Below are 24369 nucleotides of genomic sequence, written 5' to 3'. Positions count from 1 at the left end.
GGTCCACGCCGGCGGTACCGCCTGTGAAGCTGAAAGCAGCGGTGGCCCGTGGTGCATTTTGTCTCATGCAAAAACAGTACAGGACGTTTTGCACAATTTGAGACGGGCGTCACAGCCCTATTGTTGTGTGAGGGGAAAGCCCGCCTGCACCGGCAGGACACGAAAAGAATTGGATTTAGAGGATGACACTACGTGATCAGCTCGGCCCGCGGTCAAAGGCGACCGCCAGTGGCCCGCAGGGCGACGGACAGCCCGGCCCGCAGCGCGGCACCCGGGGCGGACCCGCCGTCGGACTGGGCACCCAGCTCATGCGCCGCAAACCGCTGGGCCAGATGCTCCACGAGGCCGGCAACGGCTCCGACGGCCGCAAGCTGGTGCGCAGCTTCGGCGTCCTGCAACTGACCATGATCAGCGTCGGCGCCACCCTGGGCACGGGGATCCTGGTGATCCTGGGCGACTCCGTGCCGCTGGCGGGCCCGGCCGTGTTCATCTCGTTCCTGATTGCCGGCATCGCCGCCCTGCTTTCGGCCGTCTCCTACGCGGAAATGGCAGGCATGGTTCCGGTTTCCGGCTCCAGCTACTCGTACACCTACGCCACCCTGGGCGAGGGCATGGCCTGGATCTGCGGCTGGTGCCTGGTGCTCGAATACGCCGTCTCGGTGGCGGCCGTGGCCGTCGGCGCAGGGCAGTACATCAACGAGGCGGTGGCCAGCTTCGGCTGGGCGCTGCCGGACTTCATCTCCCAGCCACCGGGTTCCGGCGGCTTCCTGAACCTGCCGGCCATGGCCATTGTGCTCCTGGCCATGTTCCTGCTGGTGCGCGGCGCCAAGGAAAGCGCGTGGATCAATACCGTCATCGTGTTTGTCAAGATCATCATCCTGCTGTTCTTCTGCGCCATCGCGTTCACCGCCTTCCACGCCGGGAACTTCAGCCCGCTGATGCCCATGGGCGCCGCCGGCGTTTCGGCGGCGGCGTCGCGCGTATTCTTCTCCTACATCGGCTTCGATGCCGCCTCCACCGCCGGCGAGGAGGCGAAAAACCCCCAGCGCGACCTGCCCCGGGCCATCATGCTCTCCATGGTCATCGTCACCTCGCTGTACGTGCTGGTGGCCGTGGCCGCCGTCGGCGCCCGCCAGTGGACCTGGTTTGAAGGAACCCAGGCCGCCCTGGTCCAGATCCTCCTGGAAATCACGCACCAGCCGTGGATGGGCCTGGTGTTCTCCGTGGGCGCCGTGCTCGCCATCGCCAGCATCGTCCTGACGGTGCTCTACGGCCAGACCCGCATCCTGATGTCCATGTCCCGCGACGGCCTGGTGCCGAAGATCTTCGGCCGCATCTCTGAAAAGCGCGGCACGCCGGTGGCCGGCACGCTGATCGTGGGCATCGCCGTCGCACTGACCGCCGGACTGATCCCGCTGGGCGCGCTCGCCGACGCCACCAGCATCGGCACGCTCTTCGCCTTCGCCCTGGTGAACGTGGCCGTGATCTACCTGCGCCGCAACCGCCCCGACCTCAAGCGCACGTACAGGGTGGCGTTCTACCCGGTCACCCCCATCCTGGGCTCGCTCATGTGCATCTACCTGATGGTCAACCTGGGCGGCATCACCTGGGTGGTGTTTGTGGCCTGGATGCTGGTGGGCCTGCTGGCCTACTTCGGCTACGGCCGCCGCCACTCCCGCGTGGCCGCCCTGAGCGACGCCGAATACCGGGAGCTCTCCGCCCTGTCCCTCGAATCCACTGACATGTTCGACGCCGGGTCCCCGGCCCCGGCGACCACCTCACCCGACACGAAGGCCCCATAGGCAATGACTGAGGACATCACCATGCTGAACCCGGACTTCCCGTTCAGCTACGACCACTACCTGGCGCACCCGGCCGGCCTGGGCAGCGTCCCGGCCGCGGCATACGGCACCGAAGTTGCCGTCATCGGTGCCGGCCTCTCCGGCCTGGTTGCCGCGTACGAGCTGATGAAAATGGGGCTCAAGCCCGTCCTCTTTGAGGCGGACCAGCTGGGTGGGCGGCTGCGCACTGCCACGTTTGCCGGGGCCCCCGACGTCACCGCGGATCTGGGCGGCATGCGCTTCCCCGTCTCCGGCCGCGCGTTTTACCACTACGTGGACCTGCTGGGGCTGTCCACCGAGGCGTTCCCCAACCCGTTGGCGGACGCCACCTCCAGCACCGTCATTGAACTGGCGGGGGAGCGCCACTACGCCGCCACCGGGGCGGAGCTGCCGGAGTTTTTCCGCGAGGTGGCGGCCGCCTGGAAGGACGCCGTTAACGACGGGGCGGCATTTGCACAGATGCAGGACGCCATCCGGGCCCGGGACACCAAGCGCATCAAGGAGCTGTGGAACGCCCTGGTCCCGGAACTGGACGAGGAGACATTTTACGGCTTCATTGCCGGCTCGGCCGCTTTCAGGAAGGCCGGCTTCGGCCACAGGGAGGCCTTTGGCCAGGTGGGTTTTGGCACGGGCGGGTGGGACACCGACTTCCCCAACTCCATCCTGGAAATCCTGCGGGTGGTCTACACCGACGCCGACGACGGCCACCGCAGCATTGTGGGCGGGGCACAAAGGCTCCCCGAGACACTCTGGCGGGACGCGCCGTCGGGCATGGAATTCTGGCCGGAGGGCACCTCGCTGAGCTCGCTGCACGCTGGCTCGCCGCGGGGAGCCGTGGCGAAAATTGTCCGGGCCGACGACGGCTCGATCGAGATTACGGAGCGGTGGGGGAGGGTTCGGCGGTTTGCGGCCGTGGTCAGCAGCTGCCAGTCGTGGCTGCTGTCCACGCGCATCAACACGGAGGAATCGCTGTTTGCGGCGCCCATGTGGACGGCCATTGAGCGTTCGCACTACATGCAGTCGTCCAAGACGTTTGTGATGGTGGACCGGCCGTTTTGGAAGGACATCGACCCCGCCACGGGCCGCGAAACCATGTCCATGACGCTGACCGACCGGCTCAACCGCGCCACCTATTTGCTCGACAACGGCCCCGATAAGCCAGCCGTCATCCTGCTCTCCTACACCTGGAACGACGACGCCCTGAAGTGGCTGGCGCTCTCCGCCGAGGAGCGGGTGGAACTGATGCTGCACTCACTGGCGCAGATCTATCCGGGCGTGGACATCGCCAGCCACATTGTGGGCGCGCCCATCACTGTGTCCTGGGAGGCGGACCCCAACTTCATGGGCGCGTTCAAGGCCAACCTGCCCGGCCACTACCGCTACCAGCAGCGCCTGTTCACGCACTTTGACCAGGACGGGTTGCCGGATTCGCAGCGCGGCATCTTCCTGGCCGGCGACGACGTTTCCTGGACGGCCGGCTGGGCCGACGGCGCCGTCACCACCGCGCTGAATGCCGTCTGGGGCGTGGTGCGCCACCTTGGCGGCTTGTCCGCGCCCGGCAATCCGGGCCCGGGCGAACTGCTGTCCGAGTATGGCCCGATCTCCCTGGACTGACGCGGCGGTGCCGTGATCGCGGTTTGATGCTGCGCACGGTTGAGTCTTGGTGGTGCGCCACTTCAGAAGTGGCGCACAGTTGGCCGGCAACCATGCGCAGCGTCAAAGTCAGGCTCCGATGGAAAAATTGTTGAACAACCTTCTTGCCATGATTGTTCAACAACCTGTAGTGTTCTGTCCATCACCTTTGTGACTGCGGTCACCCAAACCCTGATGGATGGAACCATGGCCAAGACCGGCACCAAGCCCAAACTGAGAGCCCCTTCGCGGAGGACAGCCCTGCTGGGTGCCATGTTTCTCATGGCTACCAGCGCCATCGGCCCCGGGTTCATCACGCAAACCACGGTGTTTACCGTCCAGCTGGGTGCGGCGTTCGCCTTCGCGATCTTCCTCTCGATCCTGGTGGATGTCGTTGTCCAGCTCAACGTCTGGCGCGTGGTGGGGGTGTCCGGCCTCCGGGCCCAGGAGCTGGGGAACAAGGTGCTGCCGGGCGTTGGCTGGTTCCTGGCAGCCCTGGTGTTCATCGGGGGCGTGGTCTTCAACATTGGCAACATTGCCGGCACCGGACTTGGCATGAATGCCATGCTCGGGATGGACCCCAAAATTGGCGGCGCCATCTCGGCCGCCGTTGCGATCCTGATCTTCCTCTCCAAGAAGGCCGGCCTGGCGCTGGACCGCATCGTGGTTCTCCTCGGCGCCGTGATGATCCTGCTCATGCTGTACGTGGCGATCGTCGCAGCCCCTCCAGTGGGCGAGGCCCTGAAAAACACGATCCTGCCGGACAAGATTGATTTCCTGATTGTCACCACGCTGATCGGCGGCACCGTCGGCGGTTACATCACCTATGCCGGGGCGCACCGGATGCTCGACTCCGGCGTCACCGGTGTCGAAAATGTCAAGGACATTGCCCGCAGCTCCATCCTGGGCGTCATCGTCACCGGCATCATGCGCGTCCTGCTGTTCCTGGCCATATTTGGCGTCGTGGCAGGCGGGGTGACGCTGACCAGCAACAACATGGCGGCCGAGGCCTTTGGCGCCGCCGCCGGCCAGATCGGCATGCGGATGTTCGGCGTGGTTCTCTGGGCGGCATCGCTGACGTCCGTGATCGGCGCGTCCTTCACCTCGGTCTCCTTCATCACGAAGTCCACCACTTCGCAGCGCAAGCGCAACCTGTTGATTGTGGTCTTCATCGCCGTCTGCGCTGTCATTTATGTCCTGCTGGGCCAGGCCCCGCAAAAGCTCCTGATCTTCGCCGGCGCCTTCAACGGCCTGATCCTGCCGGTCGGGTTCGCCATCCTGCTCTGGGTGGCGTTGCGCCGCCGCGACCTGCTGCACGGCTACGTGTACCCGAAGTGGCTGCTGGTCCTGGGCGCCCTGACTTGGCTGCTGACGCTGTTTCTGGGTTGGAAGTCGCTGACCGGGTTGGCGCTTCTTTGGACCTCGTAAAGACCACGGCCGACGCGACACGAAGGACCCGACGATGACCAAAACAGGCACCCCCGCACTGCCGGGAGAGCCCGGGCAGCTGGCCCCCGCTGCCGCCCGCGCGCTCTTCCGGGCCGGGCTGGTCTCGCCCACCGCGGGCTGGTCACGAGGCTTTGCCCAGGCCAACCTGATCATCGTGCCCAAGGCGCTGGCCTTCGACGTGCTGCTTTTTGCCCAACGCAACCCCAAGCCCTGCCCCATCCTCGGAGTGCTCGACGCCGGTGAGACCAGCGGGCCGCTGTTGGCCGGCGGGGACATCCGCACGGATGTTCCCCGGTACACCGTGTACGAGAACGGGACGATGGTTGCCGAACCGGTCGACATCTCCGGCTACTGGCGCGAGGACCTGGTGACCTTCATCGTGGGCTGCAGCTTCACCTTTGAGGCGGCGCTCCAGGACGGCGGCATCAGCATTGCCCACATCGACCAGGGCGTCAACGTGCCCATGTACCGCTCCAGCATTCGCTGTGCGCCGGCAGGGTCGATCTCGGGACCAATGGTGGTCTCCATGCGTCCGGTTCCGGCGTCCCAGGTGGCCGACGCCGTGCGCATCACCTCACGCTACCCTGCTGTGCACGGTGCGCCCGTGCACGTCGGCAATCCGGCGGAAATCGGCATTGCCGACTTGGGCCGGCCGGACTTCGGGGACCCCGTGTCAATCCCGACGGGCCACCTCCCGGTGTTCTGGGCCTGCGGTGTTACTCCCCAGGCCGCGATCATGGAGTCACGGCCCGCCCTGGCGATCGGCCATGCACCGGGCCACATGCTCATCACCGATGCGCGGGACAGCCGGTACCTGGTCCCCTGACCGCTACTTCCCCGTCGGCTGCGGCGCGTCCGCTGCCAAGTGGGCCAGCAGTTCCGCTTCCGCGCGGTCAAGGTAGTCGCGGAGGGCCTGGGCCGCCTCTGCCCGGCGCCCGGCAGCCAGCAGCTCCGCAAGGGCGGCGTTTAGCTCAACATAGTGGCTGTGGAAGTCCGGTGCGCCGCTCATGGCGTGGAACACCAGGCGCATCTGGGCCAGGACCCGGGTCATCATTTCCTCCAGGCCCTGGCTTCCGGTGCCCCGGATCAAGACCTCATGAAAGCGCTGGTTGACGCTGGCCATGTCCGCCACCGAGCCGCGGGCCAGAGCCCGCCGGGCGTCGGCCACCACGGACTTTAAGGCGTCAACGTCCAGGTCCGGCCCCCACAGGGCGGCGGCGGGCTCGAGCATGCGACGCACCCGGTAGATCTCCCGGATCTCTTCCCGGCCGGGGGCGGCGACGAACACGCCGCGGTTGGGGATGCGGGTGATGATCATTTCACCGTCCAACACGGTGAATGCCTCGCGCAGCGTGTTGCGGGAGACGCCGAGCTTTGCGGCGAGGGCGAGTTCGGAGAGCTTGCTGCCAGGATGCAGCTGGCCGTCAGCGATCCTGGCGCGCAGCACCGACGCCACCCACTCGCCGGTGTGGGCATGGGCGGCCGGGTCGAGCCGGGACAGGTCATCGAGGGCAGCATTCATTGGCATGGCTCCAATCTATCGAACCGGGCGGGGCTCCCACGCCGGGCGGGGCTCGTCGGAGTGGGGCAGGCGCGCCGGGTAGGGCGGATTCTCGGGGTTGAGGCCCGGGCTGTCCGGTGATGTGTGCCCGGCCGGCCTATTCGATCCGGCACACCGCCTCGCCGCGCACAATTTCGTCGCCGGGTGCCTGCGGACCTCGCGCCACGGTGCCGGAGCGGTGTGCGGAGATCGTGGTTTCCATTTTCATGGCCTCGAGGATCGCAATGGGATCTCCGGCAGAGACAGTGGCGCCATCGTCGGCCGCCCACTTGACCAGGCTGCCGTTCATTGGTGCAGCCAGTTCCGCACCGTCGTCAGCAGCAGCAGCACCGCCGACGTCGGCAGCCGCCCGGACAGCGCCCGGGGCGCCGGCTGTGTCTGTCCCGCCGCCATGGCGCAGTGCGGCCAGCAGATGGGCCGGAAGTCCGATCCGCAAGGCCTTGCCATCGACATCAATGGTGATTTCCTCGCGTTCGGCACCGGGCTCTGAACGGGCGATCTCGTCCGAAGCGGCCAGCGTGGCGGCGAACTCCGATTCAATCCAGGTGGTGTGGACGCCGAAGCGTTCGGCATTGGTGAAGTCGGGGTCGCGGACCACGGCGCGGTGGAATGGCAGCACGGTGGGCAGGCCGGATATGACCATTTCGTCCAGGGCCACCCGTGCCCGTCGCAGGGCCTGCGCGCGGTCGGCTCCGTGCACGATCAGCTTGGCCAGCAACGAGTCATAGTCGCCGGGTACAACCGATCCGCTGCGTACGCCGGAATCAACCCGGATGCCCGAACCGGTCGGGGGCTCAAAGGCCGTGACGGTGCCCGGACCCGGCAGGAAGCCGCGCGCCGGGTCCTCGGCATTGAGCCGGAACTCGAAGGCATGGCCGATGGGCAGGGGGTCGTGCGTGAAGCGCAGCGGCTCGCCAGCGGCGATGCGGAACTGCTCGGCCACCAGGTCCACGCCCGTGGTTTCCTCCGTGACCGGGTGCTCCACCTGCAGGCGGGTGTTCACCTCGAGGAAGGAAACGGTGCCGTCGTCGGCCACCAGGTATTCCACCGTGCCCGCCCCTTCATAGCCGGCCGCCAGAGCGATGGCCCTGGCCGAGGCATGGATCCTGGCCCGCTGCTCCTCACCCAAAAATGGTGCCGGGGCCTCCTCAACGAGCTTTTGGTGCCGGCGCTGCAAAGAGCAGTCGCGGGTGCCCACCACCACCACGTTCCCGTGCCGGTCGGCCAGGACCTGCGCCTCCACGTGGCGGGGCCGGTCCAGGAAGCGTTCCACAAAGCATTCCCCGCGCCCAAAGGCGGCGGTGGCCTCCCGGACGGCGGAGTCAAAGGCGTCGTCGATTTCTTCCATGGTGCGGGCAACCTTCAGGCCGCGTCCGCCGCCGCCAAAGGCGGCCTTGATGGCCACCGGCAGGCCGTGTTCCTCGGCGAAGGCGCGCACCTCGGCGCCGGTGCCGACCGGGCCGTCGCTGCCGGGCACCAGGGGGGCGCCGGCGCGGACGGCAATTTCACGCGCCGTGACCTTGTTGCCCAAGTCCCGGATGGCCTGCGGCGGCGGTCCGATCCACGTCAGCCCGGCGTCCAGGACGGCCTGGGCAAAGTCGGCGTTCTCGGACAGGAAACCGTACCCCGGGTGCACAGCGTCCGCCCCGGACCGGACGGCAATATCGATCAGCTTGCCGATATTCAGGTAGGTGTCGGCGCCGCTGCGCCCGTTGAGTGCATACGCGTCGTCGGCGCGGCGCACGTGAAGGGCGTCGGCGTCCGGTTCGGAGTACACCGCAACGGAGGAAAGACCGGCGTCGGCACAGGCGCGTGCCACGCGCACGGCGATCTCACCGCGGTTGGCAATCAGTACTTTTTTCATCAGTGGCTTCCTTCGTGGCTGCTGGGCCGGCGGTGGCCCGGCAGGGCCGGATTTTCGGGTGGTGCCGTCGGCAGCGGCGCCAAGGTGTCGGGGTCCACCAGGCTGAAGCGCACGCGCGAACCCGGGGGCAGCTGTGCGGCCGCCGGCAGGTCCTGGGGAATGACGGCGGCGATGACCGGGTAGCCGCCCGTGACCGGGTGGTCGGGAAGAAACAGCATGGGAAGGCCCGACGGCGGCACCTGCAGCGCGCCCCAGACCACGCCCTCGCTGGCCAGTTCGCCCTCGCGGACCCGGTGCAGGGGCGTGCCGCCGGCATCCAGTGCCAGCCGGACGCCGATCCGGTTTGATTCCGCGCTGACCAGCCAGCTGTGGCGGGTCAGCGCGGCAAGCCCCGCCGGACCGAACCAGTCCTCGCGCGGCCCTGCCGTGATGCGCAGCCCGGTGGCGCCGTCCGGTGCGGCAGCGCGCAGTGTTGGCGGTTCCGGGTACCCGACGACGCGGGCGCCGCGGACCTGTCCTGTCGGGAGCCTGCTCCCGACCGCCAGCGGTTCAGGGCCGATTCCGGACATCAGGTCGGTCGAACGGCTGCCCAGAACGGCGGGCACATCGATGCCGCCCCGCACGCCGACGTAGCAGCGCAGCCCTTCGGCCACTGGCTGGAGCGTGAGGGTTTCCCCGGCCAGCAGCGCAAACGGGGCGTCCTGCACGGGGTGGCGTTCCGGGTGGCCGGCAGAGGTGACTGTCAGCTCCGTCCGGGCGCCGGTGACGGCCAGGACCTGGTCCATGTCCGCCTTGAGGCGCAGGGATCCCAGGAGATTTTCGACGACGGCGTCTCCCGGCGGGTTGCCGACGAGGCGGTTGGCCTGCCGTGCCGAGGCCGTGTCGACGGCGCCGGCGGCGGACACGCCCAACTCGCCCAGGCCGGGGCGGCCCAGGTCCTGGATGAGTGACTGGAGCCCGGGGGAGATGACCTCCAGGGCGCCGGCCCCCTGCGGCGCTGTGCCCTGTGCGTCAGGCGCGCCGGGGGCCGACGCGGCGGTTTCCTGCGCACCGGGCACGGCCAGATCGCCCAGGGCGGGGCCGCTGTCGTGCCCGTCGGTGGAGCGGGTGTCGGCGGCCGTCGCTCCCGAGCCGGGATCGGCGTCGTGCTTCACGCTCAAGCGGGGACGTGCGGGGACAAAACGGACCCGGTCCCGCGGGCGGATGAGGGCCGGGCTGTCACGTTCAAGGGACCACAGGAGTGCGTCGCTGTGGCCGATCAGCTGCCAGCCGCCGGGGGACTGCCGCGGGTAGACGGCGGAGTAGCCGCCGGCAAGTGCGACGGCGCCGGCGGGGACGTTGGTCCGCGGGGTGCTCCGGCGCGGGACGTTTAGGGTGTTGTTTTCGCCGAGCAGGTAGGCGAAGCCGGGGGCGAAGCCGCCGAACGCGGCAAGCCAGGTCTGGCCGGAGTGGGCGGCGACCACGGCCTCCACGCTCAGTCCCGTGAGCCCGGCAACCGCGGCGAGGTCGGCGCCGTCGTAGTGCACGGGGATCTCCACCAGCTTGCCGGTGTCCTCGGGTGCGGTCCCGAGCGGCAGTGCCTTGACGGCGCCGGCCCCGGACCTCGCTGCAGCGCGGGAATCGAACTTGACCAGCACGGTTTCGGCGGCGGCCAGGACGTCGAGCTGGCCGGGCAGGGGTGATTCCGTCAGCCTGGCTGAAAGCGCCAGCACGGACTCCAGCCCGGAAAGTTCCACGAGGACGGCGCGGGTTCCGGCGAAATGGGTGGCGGTGACGCTCACGTGAAGCTCTTGATCTGCACGCCGGCCTGTTCCAGCGCGGCGCGCACGGCCGCAGCCATGGCGACGGCGCCGGCGGTGTCGCCATGGACGCAAATGCTTTCCGCCGGCATGGGGATGACGCTGCCGTCGACGGCGGTCACGGTGCCCTCGGTGGCCAGCCGGACCATGTTGGCGGCGACCTGGGCGGGGTCGTGCAGCACGGCGTGGGCCTCGCGGCGGGACACGAGGGTGCCCTCGGGCGTATAGCTGCGGTCGGCGAAGGCCTCGGCCACGGCACGCAGCCCGGCGGTCTCGGCCCGGGCCAAGGCCACCGAGCCGGGCAGCAGCAGCAGGGGAAGGTCCGTGCCAAAGGCCTTCACGGCGTCGACCACGGCCTGGGCGTGCTTTTCGTGGTGGACGATGGTGTTGTAGAGCGCGCCGTGGGGCTTGACGTATTTGATGGCGGTTCCGGCTGCGCGCGCCATCGCCGAGAGGGCGCCCAGCTGGTACAGCACGTCGTCGGCCAGCTCGGTGGGGGAGCAGTCCAGAAAGCGGCGGCCAAACCCGGCCAGATCCCGGTAGCCCACGTGGGCGCCGACCGTGACCCCGGCTGCCACGGCCTCGCGGCACGTCCGGGCGATGGTGCTCGGATCCCCGGCGTGGAAGCCGCACGCGACATTGGCGCTGGAGACGGAGGTGAAGATGGCGGCGTCGTCACCCATGGTCCAGTTGCCGAAGGACTCGCCGACGTCTGAATTGAGGTCTATGAAAGGCATGTGTGATCCCGGTCTCGTGAAGTGGTTCTCTAAGAATGCCCTAATTCACAAGATTGTTCAACAATAATCGCCCGGGCTTGGTCGAAGCCGCCTGGCCCCTTCGTGTCGCCGGCCCCCCGGCAGGCGGGCTGCGGTGCGGGCACGGGGGCCCGCCCGCGTGGGGCCCGCACTGGGGGTCACCAGCGGGGGTGGATGCTTTCGCGCAGGAGCTCGTCGTAGATGCCCCGGACGCCGTCGTTGAAATCGGGGCCAAGCGACGGCACGGAACCTGCAGCCGCGTTGGCAGCCGCCTGGGCCGTGGAGCGGGCGCCCGGAATGACGGAGCTGACGCCGTCGATCTGGGCCACCCAGGCAAGTGCCGCCTGCGCCGTCGTCGGGCCGTCCAGGCTCTGGGCTAGCTGGGCAAAACGGCCGGCGGCCTCCAGCCCCACGGCGTAGTCGACGCCGGAGAACGTCTCGCCCACATCGAAGTGGCTGCCGTCGCGGTTGTAGTTGCGGTGGTCGTTGGCAGCGAACTTGGTGTCCGCCGTGTACCTCCCGGTGAGCAGGCCGCTGGCAAGGGGCACGCGGGCGATGATCCCGACGCCGGCCTCGAGGGCGGTGGGCAGTACTGCATCCAGCGGCTTGAGTCGGAAGGCATTGAGGATGATTTGAATGGTGGCGACGTGCGGGCGGGCGATGGCGGCGAGGGCCTGGTCGCAGGTCTCGACGCTGAGGCCATAGTTGGCGATGGCGCCCTCCTCGACCAATGTGTCCAGGGCGTCATATGCCGCGTCGGAGGTGACGACCGCGGTGGGCGGGCAGTGCAGCTGGACCAGGTCCAGCGTGTCCACGCCCAGATTTTTCCGGGAGCGGTCCGTCCATGCGCGGAAGTTTTTCATGACGTAGTTTTCCGGGATTTGGTCCATTCGGCGGCCCATTTTGGTGGCGACCGTGATGCCGTGGCCGGCTCCACGCTCCCGCAGGAACCTGCCGATGATTTGTTCACTGCGGCCGTCGCCATAAACGTCGGCGGTGTCAAAAAACGTCACACCGGAATCGGCGGATGCCGCGAGGACTGCCAGCGCCTCATGTTCCGGCACGTCGCCCCAGTCGGCGCCCAGCTGCCAGGTGCCAAGGCCGATCCCAGAGACGCTGCGGCCAGTTTTTCCCAAAATGTGAGTTTGCATGCTGCCAGCCTAGCCAAATTCGCCTGGGGCCATCCGCCATGCGCCGGACTCCGCCACGGCCATGCGCCGGACTCCGCCACGGCCATGCGCCGGACTCCGCCACGGCCATGCGCCGGACTCCGCCATCCGCCATGCGCCGGACTTGGACTCGGCGTTGTTCGGGAGGCCGCCGGAGCTGTGACTTCAGGGTATTTGTCGGTCCAGTGGGCGCCGAGGGCGCAGCTCTGGTGGCCCGACGCGGGTGTGGGCCGCCGGAGCTGTACCTTGGGCGGGGTTAAACGGCCGGGACAAACCCGACCGCCGGCAAGGTCGAGGGCCCAGCGAAACGTCAGTCGAAGACGACCGTGCGGGTGCCGTCCAGGAGGACGCGGTGTTCGGCGTGCCACTGCACGGCCTGCGCCAGGGTTCGGGCCTCGACGGCGCGGCCCACCGAGACGAACTTCTCCGCCGAGTGCCCATGGGACACGCGGATCACTTCCTGCTCAATGATGGGGCCTTCATCCAGGGTGGCCGTGACGTAATGGGCGGTGGCACCGATGATCTTCACGCCGCGGGCATGGGCCTGGTGGTACGGCTTTGCCCCCTTGAACGACGGCAGGAACGAGTGGTGGATATTAATGGCCCGTCCTTCCAAGTGGCGGCAGAGGCCGTCGGAGAGCACCTGCATGTAGCGGGCCAGCACCACCAGCTCCACCTCGTGCTCGGCCACCAGCTCCAGCAGTGCAGCCTCCGCCTCGGCCTTCGTGTCGGGCGTGACGGGAATGTAGTAGAACGGGATGCCGTAGAACTCGGCAAGAGGCTGCAGGTCCCGGTGGTTGGAGACGATCGCCGGGATTTCAATGGGCAGTGTGCCGGAGCGCTGCAGGAACAAAAGGTCGTTGATGCAGTGTGCGGCCTTGGACGCCAGGATCAGGGTGCGCACGGGCGAGCCGGCGCGGTGCAGCTGCCAATTGAGGCTGAATTGTTCGGCCACGCCGTCGAGGTGCTCGCGGACGCGGCTGAACGACGTCGTGGTTTCCACGGCGACCCGCATGAAAAACGTGCCGGTGTCCGGGTTGCCGTACTGCTGTGAGTCCGTGATGTTGCAGCCGGCCTCCAGCAGGGAACCGGAGACGGCGTGGACAATTCCGGGCTGGTCGGCGCAGGAGAGCGTCAGGACATATCCGCCGGGGGCGTGCGCGGAGGGGGAGTTCGGTTCAGTCACCCGTTCAACGTTACCGTCCCGCGGTGAGCCTGTACTACAGTTTAAGTGTTGCGACTGGCGATGAGGTGGGACACCACCGGGGAGCAGCACGAGCTTGGACCCCTGGGATCGTACGCCTGGGACGCGGGGTCACGACTGCCAATGCAGGGATTTGGCGGTGGACATGCCGCGCCCCAACGGAAAAAGCACAACTGTGCCGGATCCGTGGCCGCTTCACACAACGAAGCGCCCAGCCGGTGCACGTGTTCACCGGATAATCTGGCCTAGAAGAGTTTTTTCGTGTTGTCCACCCAGGAGTCTTTACGTGTCTTTTACCCCCACACAGTCCGTGACCAATGCCCCGCTCGCCGAGCTGGACCCCGAGATTGCCGCCGTCCTGAAGGACGAGTTGGGCCGCCAGCGCGACACGCTGGAAATGATCGCCTCCGAGAACTTCGCCCCGCGCGCCGTCCTTGAAGCCCAAGGCTCCGTGCTGACCAACAAGTACGCCGAGGGCTACCCCGGACGCCGCTACTACGGCGGCTGCGAATTCGTGGACGTGGCCGAGAACCTGGCCATCCAGCGCGTGAAGGACCTGTTCGACGCCGAGTACGCGAACGTCCAGCCGCACTCCGGCGCACAGGCCAACGCCGCCGCGCTCGCGGCCATGATCAAGCCCGGCGAGAAGATCCTGGGACTGTCCCTGGCGCATGGCGGACACCTGACCCACGGCATGAAGCTGAACTTCTCCGGCAAGCTATACAACGTGGCTGCCTACCAGGTGGAGCCGGACACTTTCCGGATCAACATGGACAAGCTGCGTGAACAGGCCATCGCCGAAAAGCCGCAGGTCATCATCGCCGGCTGGTCCGCCTACCCGCGCCAGCTGGACTTTGCCGCGTTCCGCTCCATCGCCGACGAGGTGGGCGCGCTGTTGTGGACGGACATGGCCCACTTTGCCGGCCTCGTTGCCGCCGGCCTGCACCCGAGCCCCGTGCCGTACTCCGACGTCGTCACCTCCACGGTCCACAAGACCCTGGCCGGCCCGCGCTCCGGCGTGATCCTGGCCAAGCAGGAGTGGGCCAAGAAGCTTAACTCCGCAGTGTTCCCCGGCCAGCAGGGCGGCCCGCTCATGCACGTGATCGCCGCCAAGGCAGTGGCGTTCAAGGTCGCCGCCGGCGAGGAATTCAAGGAACGCCAGCAGCGCGTTCTGGAGGGCGCCAAGATTATCGCGGACCGCCTGAACGCCGCCGACGTGGCCGAGGCCGGCGTGTCCGTGCTCACCGGCGGCACCGACGTCCACCTGGTGCTCGTCGACCTGCGCAACTCGCAACTGGACGGCCAACAGGCCGAGGACCTCCTGCACAGCGTTGGCATCACGGTCAACCGCAACGCCGTCCCGTTCGACCCCCGCCCCCCGATGGTCACCTCCGGCCTGCGCATCGGCACCCCCGCCCTGGCCACCCGCGGCTTTGGCGCCAAGGAGTTCACCGAGGTTGCCGAGATCATCGCCGCGGCGTTGAAGGGCAACGCCGACGTCGACGCCCTGAGCGCCCGTGTCAAGGCCCTCGCGGCCGACTTCCCGCTGTACCCCGGCCAGGAGCAGTGGTAGGCGCATGACGGCACAAATCCTGGACGGCAAGGCCACCGCGGCTGCCATCAAGGCCGAGCTGACGGAGCGGGTCGCCGTGCTGGCTGCCCGCGGCGTCACCCCCGGTCTGGGCACCGTCCTGGTGGGTGAGGATCCCGGCTCGAAGTGGTACGTGGCCGGCAAGCACAAGGACTGCGCGGAGGTGGGCATCAACTCCATCCGCATCGACCTGCCGGACACCGCCACGCAGCAGGAGGTCCTCGCCGCAGTCAGGCGGCTCAATGAGGACCCGTCCTGCACCGGCTACATCGTCCAGCTGCCGCTGCCCGCGCACATCGATACGGACGTGGTGCTCGAGGCCATCGACCCGGCCAAGGACGCCGACGGACTGCACCCGATGAACCTGGGCCGCCTGGTGGCCAACGTGTACCGGCCCATGACCTCCCCCCTGCCCTGCACGCCCAAAGGCTGCGTGGAGCTGCTGCTGCGCCATGGCATCGACCTCGAGGGCAAGGTTGTCCTGGTGGTGGGCCGCGGCGTCACGATCGGGCGGACCGTGGGGCTGCTGCTCACGCGCAAATCCATCAATGCCACGGTGGTCCTGGCCCACACGGGCACCGTTGACCTGGCCGCGGAACTGTGCCGGGCCGACGTCGTCATCGCCGCCGCCGGGCAGCCCCACATGATCAAGGCGGCAGACCTGAAGCCGGGCGCCATTGTGCTCGACGTCGGTGTCTCCCGTGTCGACGACGGCCACGGCGAGGCGGTTGTCACCGGCGACGTGGAGCCGGCCGCCCACGAGGTGGCGTCCTGGATTTCGCCGAACCCGGGCGGCGTGGGCCCGATGACCCGTGCCATGCTGCTGGCGAACGTGGTCGAGGCCGCCGAGCGCTCCTGAGCCTACGGTGGCGCTTCACGGAAATGGGGCGGACGACGCCGGAACGCAAGTTCCGCCGTCGTCCTCCCAACGCTCATAAGACCGCGGCGGGACCCTCGGGCGTCGGGACCCATCCGCACGCGCCAGCCCCCTTTTTCCGATCCGCGCCGGGCCCCACAGCCGGGCCGGGCCCCACAGCCGGGCCGGGCCCCACAGCCGGGCCGGGCCCCACAGCCGGGCCGGCAGTTCTCACCAGTACATCAGCGCCGTCTGCCCGGACTGGCCTGCCCAGTAAAGCCGCACCCTCGCCACGTACCTGCGGCCCTTGAACAGCTTCACCTTGAACGTTGCGTTGCGGTCCTCACCGCCGTCGTCGTCCGATTCCAGATGGCGCAGCTGGCCGTCCACCTCCTCGAACAGAACCAGGACGGTGTCCGCCGTGCCGAAGGTGGCGAACCGGTAGCTCCGGGTCTCTTCGGGGACGATCGTAAAATTGGCCTGCCCACCCGGATGCAGCACCAGTGGGGCCGAGGCAAATGCGCTCAGGCTCCGGGGGGCGATCGGCAGAGCGGGATAAAACCTCATCACCCATTCCACGTCCAGGGCGGAGAGCCCGCCGGGCGGGTTCAGCCCTTCCCGGTACTGCTCGGGCCGCAGGATCAGCCCCGCCGGAAACCAGTACTCCATGACGGAGTCCGGGTCCCAGTCCGATCCCTCCACTTCCTGTGAGTTGAGCTTCTTGAGGACGTTTTGGAAGGTTTGGGACCGCGGCCAGTTGTTCGGGGCGCCGCCAAAATAGCTGTACACCTTGGGCTCGTCCCAAACAATTCCGGCAAATGGGTTTTGGTGTTCGTGCGGCATGCCCAGCGTGTGGCCGATCTCATGCAGGGCGGTGGTGCGGCCGTAGTCGTCGGTCAGGTCCCAACCAAAATTCATGGTGACGTCCGTGTTGGCAATGCCCAGGATGTCCCGGCCAATGTACGACCACGAGCCGTCGCCCTGGTCAAAATCAATGCGGACCTCGGCCTCGCTGCGGGTCGCCGTTTCGGTGAACTCCAGCCCGATGCCCAGGGATTTCCAGTGCGCAAAGGCGTCGCGGACGGCCTGTTTTTGAGGCTCCGGGCCGTCGAAGAACCAGTAGTGCAGCACTGTGCCGTTCACCCACTGGGCGTCCATCTGGCGGATGAGTCTGGCCCGGCGGTCGGCGAGCCCGGGCGGGAAAAGCCGCGGCACCCGGGGGCCGGCCTTGCACACGGGGCGGGCATTGATGGCGCTCATGCTGATCCTCCTTGATCAGGGGGCGGCGCCTGCAGGGGCGGGCACCGGTGTCGCCCGAGGGGGCCAATACCCCCATGGAACTGTTGCGTTCAGCCTAGTGGGGGCCACGGACATTCTGGGAGGGGGAGGACACCTGAAGGGCCTGGGGCCCGGCGGCCGGCAGGCAGCGCGTTCGCTTCAACCTGGAACAGACCACTGACTGCAGCTTGCTTTGCGCCCTTCGCCTTCTGGACTTAAAAACTCTGTGCCGGATGCCGGGTGCCGCGGCCGCTACCGGGTGCCGCGGCCGGGGAGCGCTTCAGACAGGCTCATGGTGGCACATGCCTTGTGACCGGTACGGGTGGTGGTGGGATGGACGCTGCGGGAGCGTCGGGGCAAAACGGCCCGGTTCTGAGGGAACGTCGGGGCGTTCGCCGGTGGTGGAAGGCGGCCCCGCACCCGCCGCGGTTTGAGAGAATGGAACCATGACTACCCCAGGACCTGGCAAAATGACCAAACCCAGCAAGTTCACCGGCCTTGGCACCATTGTGCTGGCCATCGTCTTCCTGGTGGCCATTGTGTTTGCCGCCAACAACAGCACCGTGCTGGGCTGGGTCATCGCCGTCATAGCGTTCGGCTGGCTGGCGCTCTCCACCCTCGTCTACGTCGGGGTGCACAAGGCCGCCTCTTTTGGCGCCCGCCAGGTGAAGCTGGCCCAGGCCGAGATGGCACAGCGCAACAGCGCCAGCGCCCCGGCCGACGGCGGGACCCACCTCGTGTCCGACGACGCCGGCTCCCGCTCGGCCGCCAAGGCACGGGAACTGAAACTGGAGCACTCCTTCAAGATCATCAGCGTCCAGATCGGCGTGGTCAACGAATATCTGGGCAAGGATGAGGCCATGGTGGCCCGCGCCCTGGAAACCATCGACATCACGGCCCGCAACGGACGCGGCATGGTCAACCCGAACTGGGAAGCCCAGGAAGCGAAGATGGACGCGGCGATGGCCAAAAAGAACGTCGCCCGTGCGGCCGAAACCCAGCCAGGCACCAAGGGTCCCGACGACGAAGAGCCCGTGTCCGGCGTCGTTCTTGACTAATGCAGCGGGAGGAGCGAAACGGGTAAGGTGGATCAGGTGAGCAACGGAACCCAAAACGGTCATTTGAGAATCGCCAGCGTCAACGTCAACGGCATCCGCGCCGCCTACAAGCACGGTATGGCAGACTGGCTGGCCGCACGCGAGGTGGACATCCTGTGCCTGCAGGAAGTACGCGCGCCGGACGCCGTTGTGGAGGGCTTCCTCGGGGAGGACTGGCACCTGCAGCACGCCGAGGCCGAGGCCAAGGGCCGGGCCGGCGTTCTGATCGCCTCCCGCAAGGATTCCCTGGAACCCACCGCAACGCGCGTCGGGATCGGCGAGGACTACTTTGCCACCACCGGCCGCTGGGTCGAGGCGGACTACGTGCTCAAGGACTCCGCCGGCAAGGACGCCACACTGACCGTGGTCAGCGCCTACGTGCACTCCGGCGAGGCGGACACGCCCAAACAGGTGGACAAGTACCGTTTCCTGGACACCATGATCAGCCGCCTTCCCCAGCTCGCCGCTGCGAGCGACCACGCCCTGGTCGTGGGCGACCTGAACGTGGGGCACACGAAGCTGGACATCAAGAACTGGCGGGGCAATGTCAAGCGTGCCGGCTTCCTGCCCGAGGAACGCGCCTACTTTGACAGGTTCTTTGGCGGGGAGATTGGCTTCAAGGACGTGGCCCGGGAACTGGCCGGCGAAGTCGATGGACCGTACACCTGGTGGTCCAACCGCGGGCAGGCGTTCACGAACGACACCGGCTGGCGCATTGACTACCACATGGCCACGCCCGGCCTCGCTGCCCTGGCGAAGCAGGCCGTGGTGGACCGTGCCGAGTCGTACGAGTCCCGTTTCTCCGACCACGCACCGCTGGTCGTCGACTACAAGTTCTAGAGGATTTTTCGCATCCATGAGTGAAACCCCAACCCGACCCCGCGTCCTTTCCGGCATGCAGCCCTCAGGGGACTCCCTGCACCTGGGCAACTACTTGGGAGCTCTTGTGAACTGGGTGAAGACCCAGCATGACTACCAGACGCTGTTCTTCATCCCGGACATGCACGCCATCACCGTCACGCAGGATCCCGCGGAGCTGCGTGAGCGGACCCGCAAGACCGCCGCGCAGTACATCGCCGGCGGCATCGACGTGGAGAAGTCCACGCTCTTTGTGCAGTCGCACGTACCCGAGCACGCGCAGCTGGCCTGGGTCCTCAACTGCATCACCGGTTTCGGCGAGGCGTCCCGGATGACCCAGTTCAAGGACAAGACGGCAAAGGGCGGGCAGGAAATGGCCAGCGTGGGCCTGTTTACCTACCCGGTGCTGATGGCCGCGGACATCCTCCTCTACCGCCCCCAAGGTGTGCCGGTGGGGGATGACCAGCGCCAGCACGTGGAGCTGGCCCGCGACCTGGCCAAGCGTTTCAACCACCGCTTCGGCGAGACGTTCACCATCCCGGAGGCTTTCATCCAGAAGGAGGGGGCTCGCATCTACGACCTGCAAAATCCCACGGCGAAGATGTCCAAGTCCGCCTCCGGTCCCAACGGGCTGATCAACCTGCTGGACGATCCCAAGGTCACCGCCAAGCGCATCAAGTCGGCCGTGACGGACACGGACACCGTGATCGCCTACGACCGGGAGAACAAGCCCGGCGTGACCAACCTCCTGGAAATCCTCTCGACGCTGACGGACAAGCCCATTGCGACCCTGGTGTCTGACTATGAGGGCAGGATGTACGGCCACCTCAAGGTGGACGTGGCGGACGCCGTCGTGGCCCGGATTGAGCCCATCCGCACGCGGACCCTGGAGCTCCTGGACGACCCGGCGGAGCTTGACAGGCTGTTGGCCCGTGGTGCGGCCAAGGCCCGCGCAATTGCTTCCGTGACACTGTCGGACGCATACGGCAAGGTGGGCTTCCTGCCGCCACTCGGGACGGTTGCATAACCATGCCGGGCATTGGCCAGAGCGGGGAATCCCCGGCGCCGCATCCGGACAGCTTGGGCGTCATCATCACGATGCCGCCCGCGCTCGCGGCGGAATTGGGCTCCTGGCGGGAATCGTTCGCAGGCGCGGACGACGGCATCGTGCCTGCCCATATCACCCTCGTTTCCGGACGGGCCAGGAGCTCCTGGGGCGAGGCCGCCGAACACGTCCGAAAAGTTGCCCGGCAGGCGTCCCCCTTCACCATCTCGCTGCGCGGCACGGGGACCTTTATCCCCGTCTCCCCGGTGGTTTTCCTGAATTTGGAACAGGGCGCCGGGCAGTGCAGGGAACTACACAAGGAGCTCCTTGACGGGCCTGTGGAGCACGTGCTCAACTTTGAGTTCCATCCGCACCTGACCATGGCCCATGACCTCGACGCCGCCACGATGGCCCGCGCCAAGGCGGAAATGGCAGGCTTCGAGGCCGAGCTTGAGGTTACCAGCATCGGCTTGTACGACTATTCGCAAGGCGGCTGGGCCCTGCACGAGGAGCTGACTCTTGGGGGAGAAGCCCAGCCGTAGGGCTGGTGTGGAGGCGGCGCACTTTCCCGGCACCGTGGCGCCCGGAGTGGTGGCCAAGCGTTCCCTGGCCGCGCCTCCGGTGCCTCCGCCCAGCCCGCTGGACCGCCGCGCCCTACAGGCCTGGTCCGACTCCAGGCACGCCGAATTTGTCACGGCCATGAACGGCGGGAAGATTGTGGCGCGCGTGTCCTCCGGGGCGCAGTGGCTCTCGGCCCGGGGCGGCAGGCTGTTCCCCCTGCGCGTGTGGAACCTGTACACGCGCCGCCGGGGGCAGCTGCTGGCTGCCGGCAACGCCTATCTCATGTTCTTCTCCGTCGGCGCCATGCTGGTGGCCGGATTTGCCATCCTGGGCATGTTTGCCGCCGACAACCCGCTGCTGCGCAACGCCGTGATCAACCTGGTGGCCGAGAGCACCCCCGGGCTCATCAACACCGGCGGCGGTGGCCTGGCCACGCCGGAACAGCTGCTGGGTAAGGGTAGTTTTGGGCTGACCCTGCTCATCTCGCTCGTCACGCTGATTATCACCTCCCTCGGCTGGATCAACGGGCTCCGGGAAGGCATCCGCTCCCTGCTGGGCCTGGCCCGGGACCGCACGAATCCCATTCTGTCCAAGGTGCGCGACGCCGGCACCCTGCTTGTGCTGGGCGTGGCACTGGTGCTGACCAGCGCGCTGGGCGTGGTCAGCACCGCCGCAGTGAGCGGCATCAGCGGCTGGCTTGGCTGGGGCGACTTCCTCACGGGCATCTGGGCCCGGGTGGGCTCCGTGGTGCTGATGTTCATCCTCGACGTGGCCGTGGCGGTGGTGATGTTCAGCCTCGCCTCCAGGGTGCGCATGCCCCGGCGGGTCCTGTTGCTGGCAGCGGTATTCTCCGGCGCCGGAGCCACCATCCTGCGCTTCTTCAGCGCCATGCTGCTCAACGGACTCACCAGCAATGCCTTGCTGGCACCCTTTGCCGTGATCCTGGGACTCTTTGTCTGGTTCTTCCTGCTCAGCCAGGTCTACTTGATGGCCGCGGCCATCGCCGCAGTACGGGCCGCGGACCTTCGCCCACGTGGACGCCGCGCCGTGTAACCCGGTCCGCTGCCGTGGCGTTGCGCCTGCCCCGGAAGTGCTCCGGCTGACTTCGGCGAAAGGCGGTACCGGGAAAGGCAAAGGCGCCGTCCCCGCGAGGGAGACGGCGCCTTTTTAAAGCTGTGAAACTAGACCTGGCGGGCCAGGATGGCCTGCTTGACCTCGGCGATGGCCTGCGTGACCTGGATGCCGCGGGGGCATGCTTCGGTGCAGTTGAAGGTGGTGCGGCAGCGCCACACGCCTTCCTTGTCGTTGAGGATCTCCAGGCGCATGTCGCCGGCGTCGTCGCGGGAGTCAAAGATGAAGCGGTGCGCGTTGACGATGGCGGCCGGGCCAAAGTACTGGCCGTCGGTCCAGAACACGGGGCAGGACGACGTGCACGCGGCGCACAGGATGCACTTGGTGGTGTCGTCAAACCGCTCGCGCTGCTCGGCGGACTGCAGTCGCTCCTTGGCCGGCTCGTGGCCGCGGTTCACCAGGAACGGCATGACCTCGCGGAAGGACTGGAAGAACGGCTCCATGTCCACGATCAGGTCCTTCTCCACCGGCAGGCCCTTGATGGGCTCCACCGTGATGGGCTTGGACGTGTCCAGGTCCTTCAGCAGCGTCTTGCAGGCCAGGCGGTTGCGGCCGTTGATGCGCATGGCATCGGAGCCGCACACGCCGTGGGCGCAGGAGCGGCGGAAGGACAGCGAACCGTCCTGCTCCCACTTGACCTTGTGCAGGGCGTCCAGCACGCGGTCGGTGCCGTACATGGTCATGGAGAAGTCCTCCCAGGTCGACTCCTCCGAGTACTCGGGGTTGTAGCGGCGCACCCGCAGGGTGACGTCGAAGGTGGGGATCTCCCCGCCACCGCCGACGTGCGCGGGAAGTTCGATCTTTGACGCCGGCTCGGGAGCTGTCTCGGCGGTTTCAATGGGGCTCATTAGTACTTCCTCACCATCGGCTGGTAGCGGGTGACGACGACGGGTTTGGTCTCCAGGCGGATGCCGGCGATGTGCTCCGCGGAACTCTCAACGGACACTGCTGCATCCTTGTAGGCCATGGAGTGCTTCATGAAGTTCTCGTCGTCACGATCCGGGAAGTCTTCACGGTAGTGTCCGCCGCGGGACTCCTGACGGTGCAGGGCAGCAACGGTCATGACCTTGGCCAGTTCCAGCAGGAAGCCCAGTTCCACGGCCTCGAGCAGGTCAAGGTTGAAGCGCTTGCCCTTGTCCTGGACAGTGATGCGGGAGTAGCGCTCCTCGAAGGTGGCGATGTCCGCGAGCACCCGGTCAATGGATTCGGCCGTGCGGAACACCTGCATGTTGGCGTCCATGGTGTCCTGCAGGTCCTTGCGGATCAAAGCCACCTTTTCGCCGCCGTCGGAGGTGCGCACGTGGTCCAGCAGAGCCACGGTGGACGCCTCAGGGGATTCCGGCAGCTCTACAAATTCGGCTGTCTTTGCGTAGATGGCGGCGGCCATGCCGGCGCGCTTGCCAAAGACGTTGATGTCCAGCAGCGAGTTGGTGCCCAGGCGGTTGGAGCCGTGGACGGAAACGCAGGCAACCTCACCGGCGGCGTACAGGCCCGGGATGATGGTGTCGTTGTCCTGGAGCACCTCGGCGGAGATGTTCGTGGGGACGCCGCCCATGGCGTAGTGGGCCGTGGGGAACACCGGGACGGGCTCGGTGTAGGGCTCCACGCCCAGGTACGTGCGGGCAAACTCGGTGATGTCCGGGAGCTTGGCGTCGATGTGCGCCGGCTCCAGGTGGGTCAGGTCCAGCAGGACGTAGTCCTTGTTGGGGCCGCAACCGCGGCCTTCACGGACCTCGTTGGCCATGGAACGGGCCACGATGTCGCGCGGGGCCAGGTCCTTGATGGTGGGCGCGTAACGCTCCATGAAGCGTTCACCCTCGGAGTTGCGCAGGATGGCGCCTTCGCCGCGGGCTGCCTCCGAAAGCAGGATGCCGAGGCCGGCCAGGCCTGTCGGATGGAACTGGAAGAACTCCATGTCTTCGAGCGGGATGCCCTTGCGGAACGCGATGCCCATGCCGTCGCCGGTCAGGGTGTGCGCGTTCGAGGTGGTCTTGAAGACCTTGCCCGCGCCGCCCGTGGCCAGGATGACGGACTTGGCCTGGAACACGTGCAGTTCGCCCGTGGCCAGGTCGTAGGAGACGACGCCGGCAATGCGCTTTTGCTTGTAGGGGGTGCCGTCCTCGCGGGTGGCATCCTCTTCCACCGTCAGCAGGTCCAGGACGTAGTACTCGTTGTAGAACTCAACGTTGTGCTTGACGCAGTTTTGGTACAGGGTCTGCAGGATCATGTGGCCGGTGCGGTCGGCCGCGTAGCAGGACCGGCGGACCGGGGCCTTGCCGTGGTCGCGGGTGTGGCCGCCAAAGCGGCGCTGGTCGATGCGGCCCTCGGGCGTGCGGTTGAACGGCAGGCCCATCTTTTCCAGGTCGATCACCGCGTCGATGGCCTCCTTGGCCATGACCTCCGCGGCGTCCTGGTCAACCAGGTAGTCACCGCCCTTGACGGTGTCAAAGGTGTGCCATTCCCAGTTGTCTTCCTCCACGTTGGCCAGTGCGGCACACATGCCGCCCTGGGCCGCACCGGTGTGCGAGCGGGTGGGGTAGAGCTTGGTCAGTACCGCCGTGTGGGCGTTCTGTCCGGCTTCAATGGCGGCACGCATTCCTGCGCCACCGGCCCCGACGATGATGACGTCGTATTTGTGGACCTGCATACTGGATGCTCTTTCTCTCTTTACTGCTACA

At 67.3% G+C, this 24369-nt stretch carries 20 protein-coding genes and 1 riboswitch; of the genes, 11 read left to right on the top strand and 9 right to left on the bottom strand.

Translation table 11 applies throughout. The features are described from left to right. Positions 1-308: 308 nt before the first annotated feature. The 4 genes from CVV68_RS06665 (at position 309) to CVV68_RS06650 (ending at position 5748) form a co-directional block, all read left to right on the top strand. A complete protein-coding gene (locus CVV68_RS06665) occupies positions 309-1802 on the top strand; it encodes an amino acid permease (RefSeq protein WP_245933396.1) in 1494 nt (497 codons plus the stop codon). Positions 1803-1805: 3 nt separating this feature from the next. Beyond that, positions 1806-3455: a flavin monoamine oxidase family protein gene (locus tag CVV68_RS06660; protein WP_245933386.1), complete on the top strand. Its 1650-nt coding sequence runs from the start codon at positions 1806-1808 to the stop codon at positions 3453-3455. Between the two features lie 225 nt (positions 3456-3680). Continuing rightward, on the top strand, positions 3681-4901 hold the full coding sequence (locus CVV68_RS06655) for an NRAMP family divalent metal transporter (RefSeq protein ID WP_110500218.1): 1221 nt from the start codon (positions 3681-3683) through the stop codon (positions 4899-4901). Between the two features lie 34 nt (positions 4902-4935). Continuing rightward, entirely contained in the window at positions 4936-5748 is an 813-nt protein-coding gene (locus CVV68_RS06650) for a putative hydro-lyase (protein ID WP_110500217.1), read from the top strand. A gap of 3 nt (positions 5749-5751) precedes the next feature. Here the strand turns inward: CVV68_RS06650 and CVV68_RS06645 are convergent, their stop codons facing one another. The 6 genes from CVV68_RS06645 to purU all read right to left on the bottom strand — a co-directional run bounded on the left by CVV68_RS06645 (position 5752) and on the right by purU (position 13256). Then, entirely contained in the window at positions 5752-6450 is a 699-nt protein-coding gene (locus CVV68_RS06645; RefSeq protein ID WP_110500216.1) for a GntR family transcriptional regulator, read from the bottom strand. 130 nt (positions 6451-6580) lie between these two features. After that, positions 6581-8347: an ATP-binding protein gene (locus CVV68_RS06640; RefSeq protein ID WP_110500215.1), complete on the bottom strand. Its 1767-nt coding sequence runs from the start codon at positions 8345-8347 to the stop codon at positions 6581-6583. Beyond that, complete coding sequence (locus tag CVV68_RS06635) at positions 8347-10128, bottom strand: 5-oxoprolinase subunit B/C family protein (RefSeq protein WP_110500214.1); 1782 nt, start codon at positions 10126-10128, stop codon at positions 8347-8349. The genes CVV68_RS06640 and CVV68_RS06635 overlap by 1 nt, the downstream gene beginning before the upstream one ends. Next, on the bottom strand, positions 10125-10883 hold the full coding sequence (locus CVV68_RS06630; protein WP_110500213.1) for a LamB/YcsF family protein: 759 nt from the start codon (positions 10881-10883) through the stop codon (positions 10125-10127). The genes CVV68_RS06635 and CVV68_RS06630 overlap by 4 nt, the downstream gene beginning before the upstream one ends. Positions 10884-11059: 176 nt before the next feature. Beyond that, positions 11060-12052 carry an aldo/keto reductase gene (locus tag CVV68_RS06625; protein ID WP_110500212.1) on the bottom strand — a complete coding sequence of 331 codons (993 nt, stop codon included), beginning with the start codon at positions 12050-12052 and terminating at the stop codon, positions 11060-11062. Between the two features lie 328 nt (positions 12053-12380). Beyond that, complete coding sequence (purU, locus tag CVV68_RS06620) at positions 12381-13256, bottom strand: formyltetrahydrofolate deformylase (RefSeq protein ID WP_110500211.1); 876 nt, start codon at positions 13254-13256, stop codon at positions 12381-12383. A 40-nt stretch (positions 13257-13296) separates the two neighbouring features. Next, positions 13297-13385: riboswitch (ZMP/ZTP riboswitch) on the top strand. A gap of 175 nt (positions 13386-13560) precedes the next feature. Here purU and glyA point away from each other — a divergent pair. Together glyA and CVV68_RS06610 are read left to right on the top strand one after the other, a co-directional pair. After that, entirely contained in the window at positions 13561-14847 is a 1287-nt protein-coding gene (gene glyA, locus CVV68_RS06615) for a serine hydroxymethyltransferase (RefSeq protein ID WP_110500210.1), read from the top strand. A 4-nt stretch (positions 14848-14851) separates the two neighbouring features. After that, positions 14852-15724 carry a bifunctional methylenetetrahydrofolate dehydrogenase/methenyltetrahydrofolate cyclohydrolase gene (locus CVV68_RS06610; RefSeq protein WP_110500209.1) on the top strand — a complete coding sequence of 291 codons (873 nt, stop codon included), beginning with the start codon at positions 14852-14854 and terminating at the stop codon, positions 15722-15724. A gap of 228 nt (positions 15725-15952) precedes the next feature. Here the strand turns inward: CVV68_RS06610 and CVV68_RS06605 are convergent, their stop codons facing one another. Beyond that, positions 15953-16981 (bottom strand): M12 family metallopeptidase, encoded by a 1029-nt coding sequence (locus CVV68_RS06605; protein ID WP_110500208.1) that lies wholly within the window; start codon positions 16979-16981, stop codon positions 15953-15955. Between the two features lie 464 nt (positions 16982-17445). On the opposite strand from CVV68_RS06605, the gene CVV68_RS06600 reads away from it, so the two are divergent. Genes CVV68_RS06600 through CVV68_RS06580 form a run of 5 tightly spaced genes read left to right on the top strand, consistent with a single transcriptional unit; the run spans position 17446 to position 21613 of the window. Further along, the gene (locus CVV68_RS06600) at positions 17446-18057 is read left to right on the top strand and encodes a hypothetical protein (RefSeq protein ID WP_211320738.1); all 612 of its coding nucleotides are present in this window, start codon (positions 17446-17448) and stop codon (positions 18055-18057) included. A 27-nt stretch (positions 18058-18084) separates the two neighbouring features. After that, complete coding sequence (locus tag CVV68_RS06595) at positions 18085-18936, top strand: exodeoxyribonuclease III (RefSeq protein WP_438502614.1); 852 nt, start codon at positions 18085-18087, stop codon at positions 18934-18936. Between the two features lie 16 nt (positions 18937-18952). Further along, positions 18953-19981, top strand: a complete 1029-nt coding sequence (gene trpS / locus CVV68_RS06590; protein ID WP_110500206.1) for a tryptophan--tRNA ligase — start codon at positions 18953-18955, stop codon at positions 19979-19981. 2 nt (positions 19982-19983) lie between these two features. Next, on the top strand, positions 19984-20541 hold the full coding sequence (locus CVV68_RS06585) for a 2'-5' RNA ligase family protein (RefSeq protein WP_110500205.1): 558 nt from the start codon (positions 19984-19986) through the stop codon (positions 20539-20541). Beyond that, entirely contained in the window at positions 20519-21613 is a 1095-nt protein-coding gene (locus CVV68_RS06580; protein WP_146238841.1) for a YihY/virulence factor BrkB family protein, read from the top strand. The genes CVV68_RS06585 and CVV68_RS06580 overlap by 23 nt, the downstream gene beginning before the upstream one ends. Before the next feature lie 128 nt (positions 21614-21741). On the opposite strand, the gene CVV68_RS06575 is transcribed toward CVV68_RS06580, so the two are convergent. Together CVV68_RS06575 and sdhA are read right to left on the bottom strand one after the other, a co-directional pair. Next, the gene (locus CVV68_RS06575; RefSeq protein WP_110500203.1) at positions 21742-22539 is read right to left on the bottom strand and encodes a succinate dehydrogenase iron-sulfur subunit; all 798 of its coding nucleotides are present in this window, start codon (positions 22537-22539) and stop codon (positions 21742-21744) included. Beyond that, a complete protein-coding gene (sdhA, locus tag CVV68_RS06570) occupies positions 22539-24338 on the bottom strand; it encodes a succinate dehydrogenase flavoprotein subunit (protein WP_110500202.1) in 1800 nt (599 codons plus the stop codon). Before sdhA ends, CVV68_RS06575 begins: the two co-directional genes overlap by 1 nt. Positions 24339-24369: the final 31 nt, after the last annotated feature.

It is taken from the genome of Arthrobacter livingstonensis (assembly GCF_003219815.1).
Taxonomy (GTDB): domain Bacteria; phylum Actinomycetota; class Actinomycetes; order Actinomycetales; family Micrococcaceae; genus Specibacter; species Specibacter livingstonensis.
This window is presented reverse-complemented; position numbering and strand designations above follow the sequence as displayed.

Excerpts from the sequence above, each read along its gene's own strand:
- CVV68_RS06600 (WP_211320738.1), top strand. The coding sequence starts at position 17,446 with ATGACTACCCCAGGACCTGGCAAAATGACCAAACCCAGCAAGTTCACC.
- CVV68_RS06640 (WP_110500215.1), bottom strand. The coding sequence starts at position 8,347 with ATGAAAAAAGTACTGATTGCCAACCGCGGTGAGATCGCCGTGCGCGTG.
- CVV68_RS06645 (WP_110500216.1), bottom strand. The coding sequence starts at position 6,450 with ATGCCAATGAATGCTGCCCTCGATGACCTGTCCCGGCTCGACCCGGCC.
- CVV68_RS06610 (WP_110500209.1), top strand. The coding sequence starts at position 14,852 with ATGACGGCACAAATCCTGGACGGCAAGGCCACCGCGGCTGCCATCAAG.
- CVV68_RS06630 (WP_110500213.1), bottom strand. The coding sequence starts at position 10,883 with ATGCCTTTCATAGACCTCAATTCAGACGTCGGCGAGTCCTTCGGCAAC.
- CVV68_RS06585 (WP_110500205.1), top strand. The coding sequence starts at position 19,984 with ATGCCGGGCATTGGCCAGAGCGGGGAATCCCCGGCGCCGCATCCGGAC.
- CVV68_RS06605 (WP_110500208.1), bottom strand. The coding sequence starts at position 16,981 with ATGAGCGCCATCAATGCCCGCCCCGTGTGCAAGGCCGGCCCCCGGGTG.
- CVV68_RS06655 (WP_110500218.1), top strand. The coding sequence starts at position 3,681 with ATGGCCAAGACCGGCACCAAGCCCAAACTGAGAGCCCCTTCGCGGAGG.
- CVV68_RS06575 (WP_110500203.1), bottom strand. The coding sequence starts at position 22,539 with ATGAGCCCCATTGAAACCGCCGAGACAGCTCCCGAGCCGGCGTCAAAG.
- CVV68_RS06660 (WP_245933386.1), top strand. The coding sequence starts at position 1,806 with ATGACTGAGGACATCACCATGCTGAACCCGGACTTCCCGTTCAGCTAC.
- CVV68_RS06665 (WP_245933396.1), top strand. The coding sequence starts at position 309 with ATGCGCCGCAAACCGCTGGGCCAGATGCTCCACGAGGCCGGCAACGGC.
- CVV68_RS06625 (WP_110500212.1), bottom strand. The coding sequence starts at position 12,052 with ATGCAAACTCACATTTTGGGAAAAACTGGCCGCAGCGTCTCTGGGATC.
- CVV68_RS06650 (WP_110500217.1), top strand. The coding sequence starts at position 4,936 with ATGACCAAAACAGGCACCCCCGCACTGCCGGGAGAGCCCGGGCAGCTG.
- sdhA (WP_110500202.1), bottom strand. The coding sequence starts at position 24,338 with ATGCAGGTCCACAAATACGACGTCATCATCGTCGGGGCCGGTGGCGCA.
- trpS (WP_110500206.1), top strand. The coding sequence starts at position 18,953 with ATGAGTGAAACCCCAACCCGACCCCGCGTCCTTTCCGGCATGCAGCCC.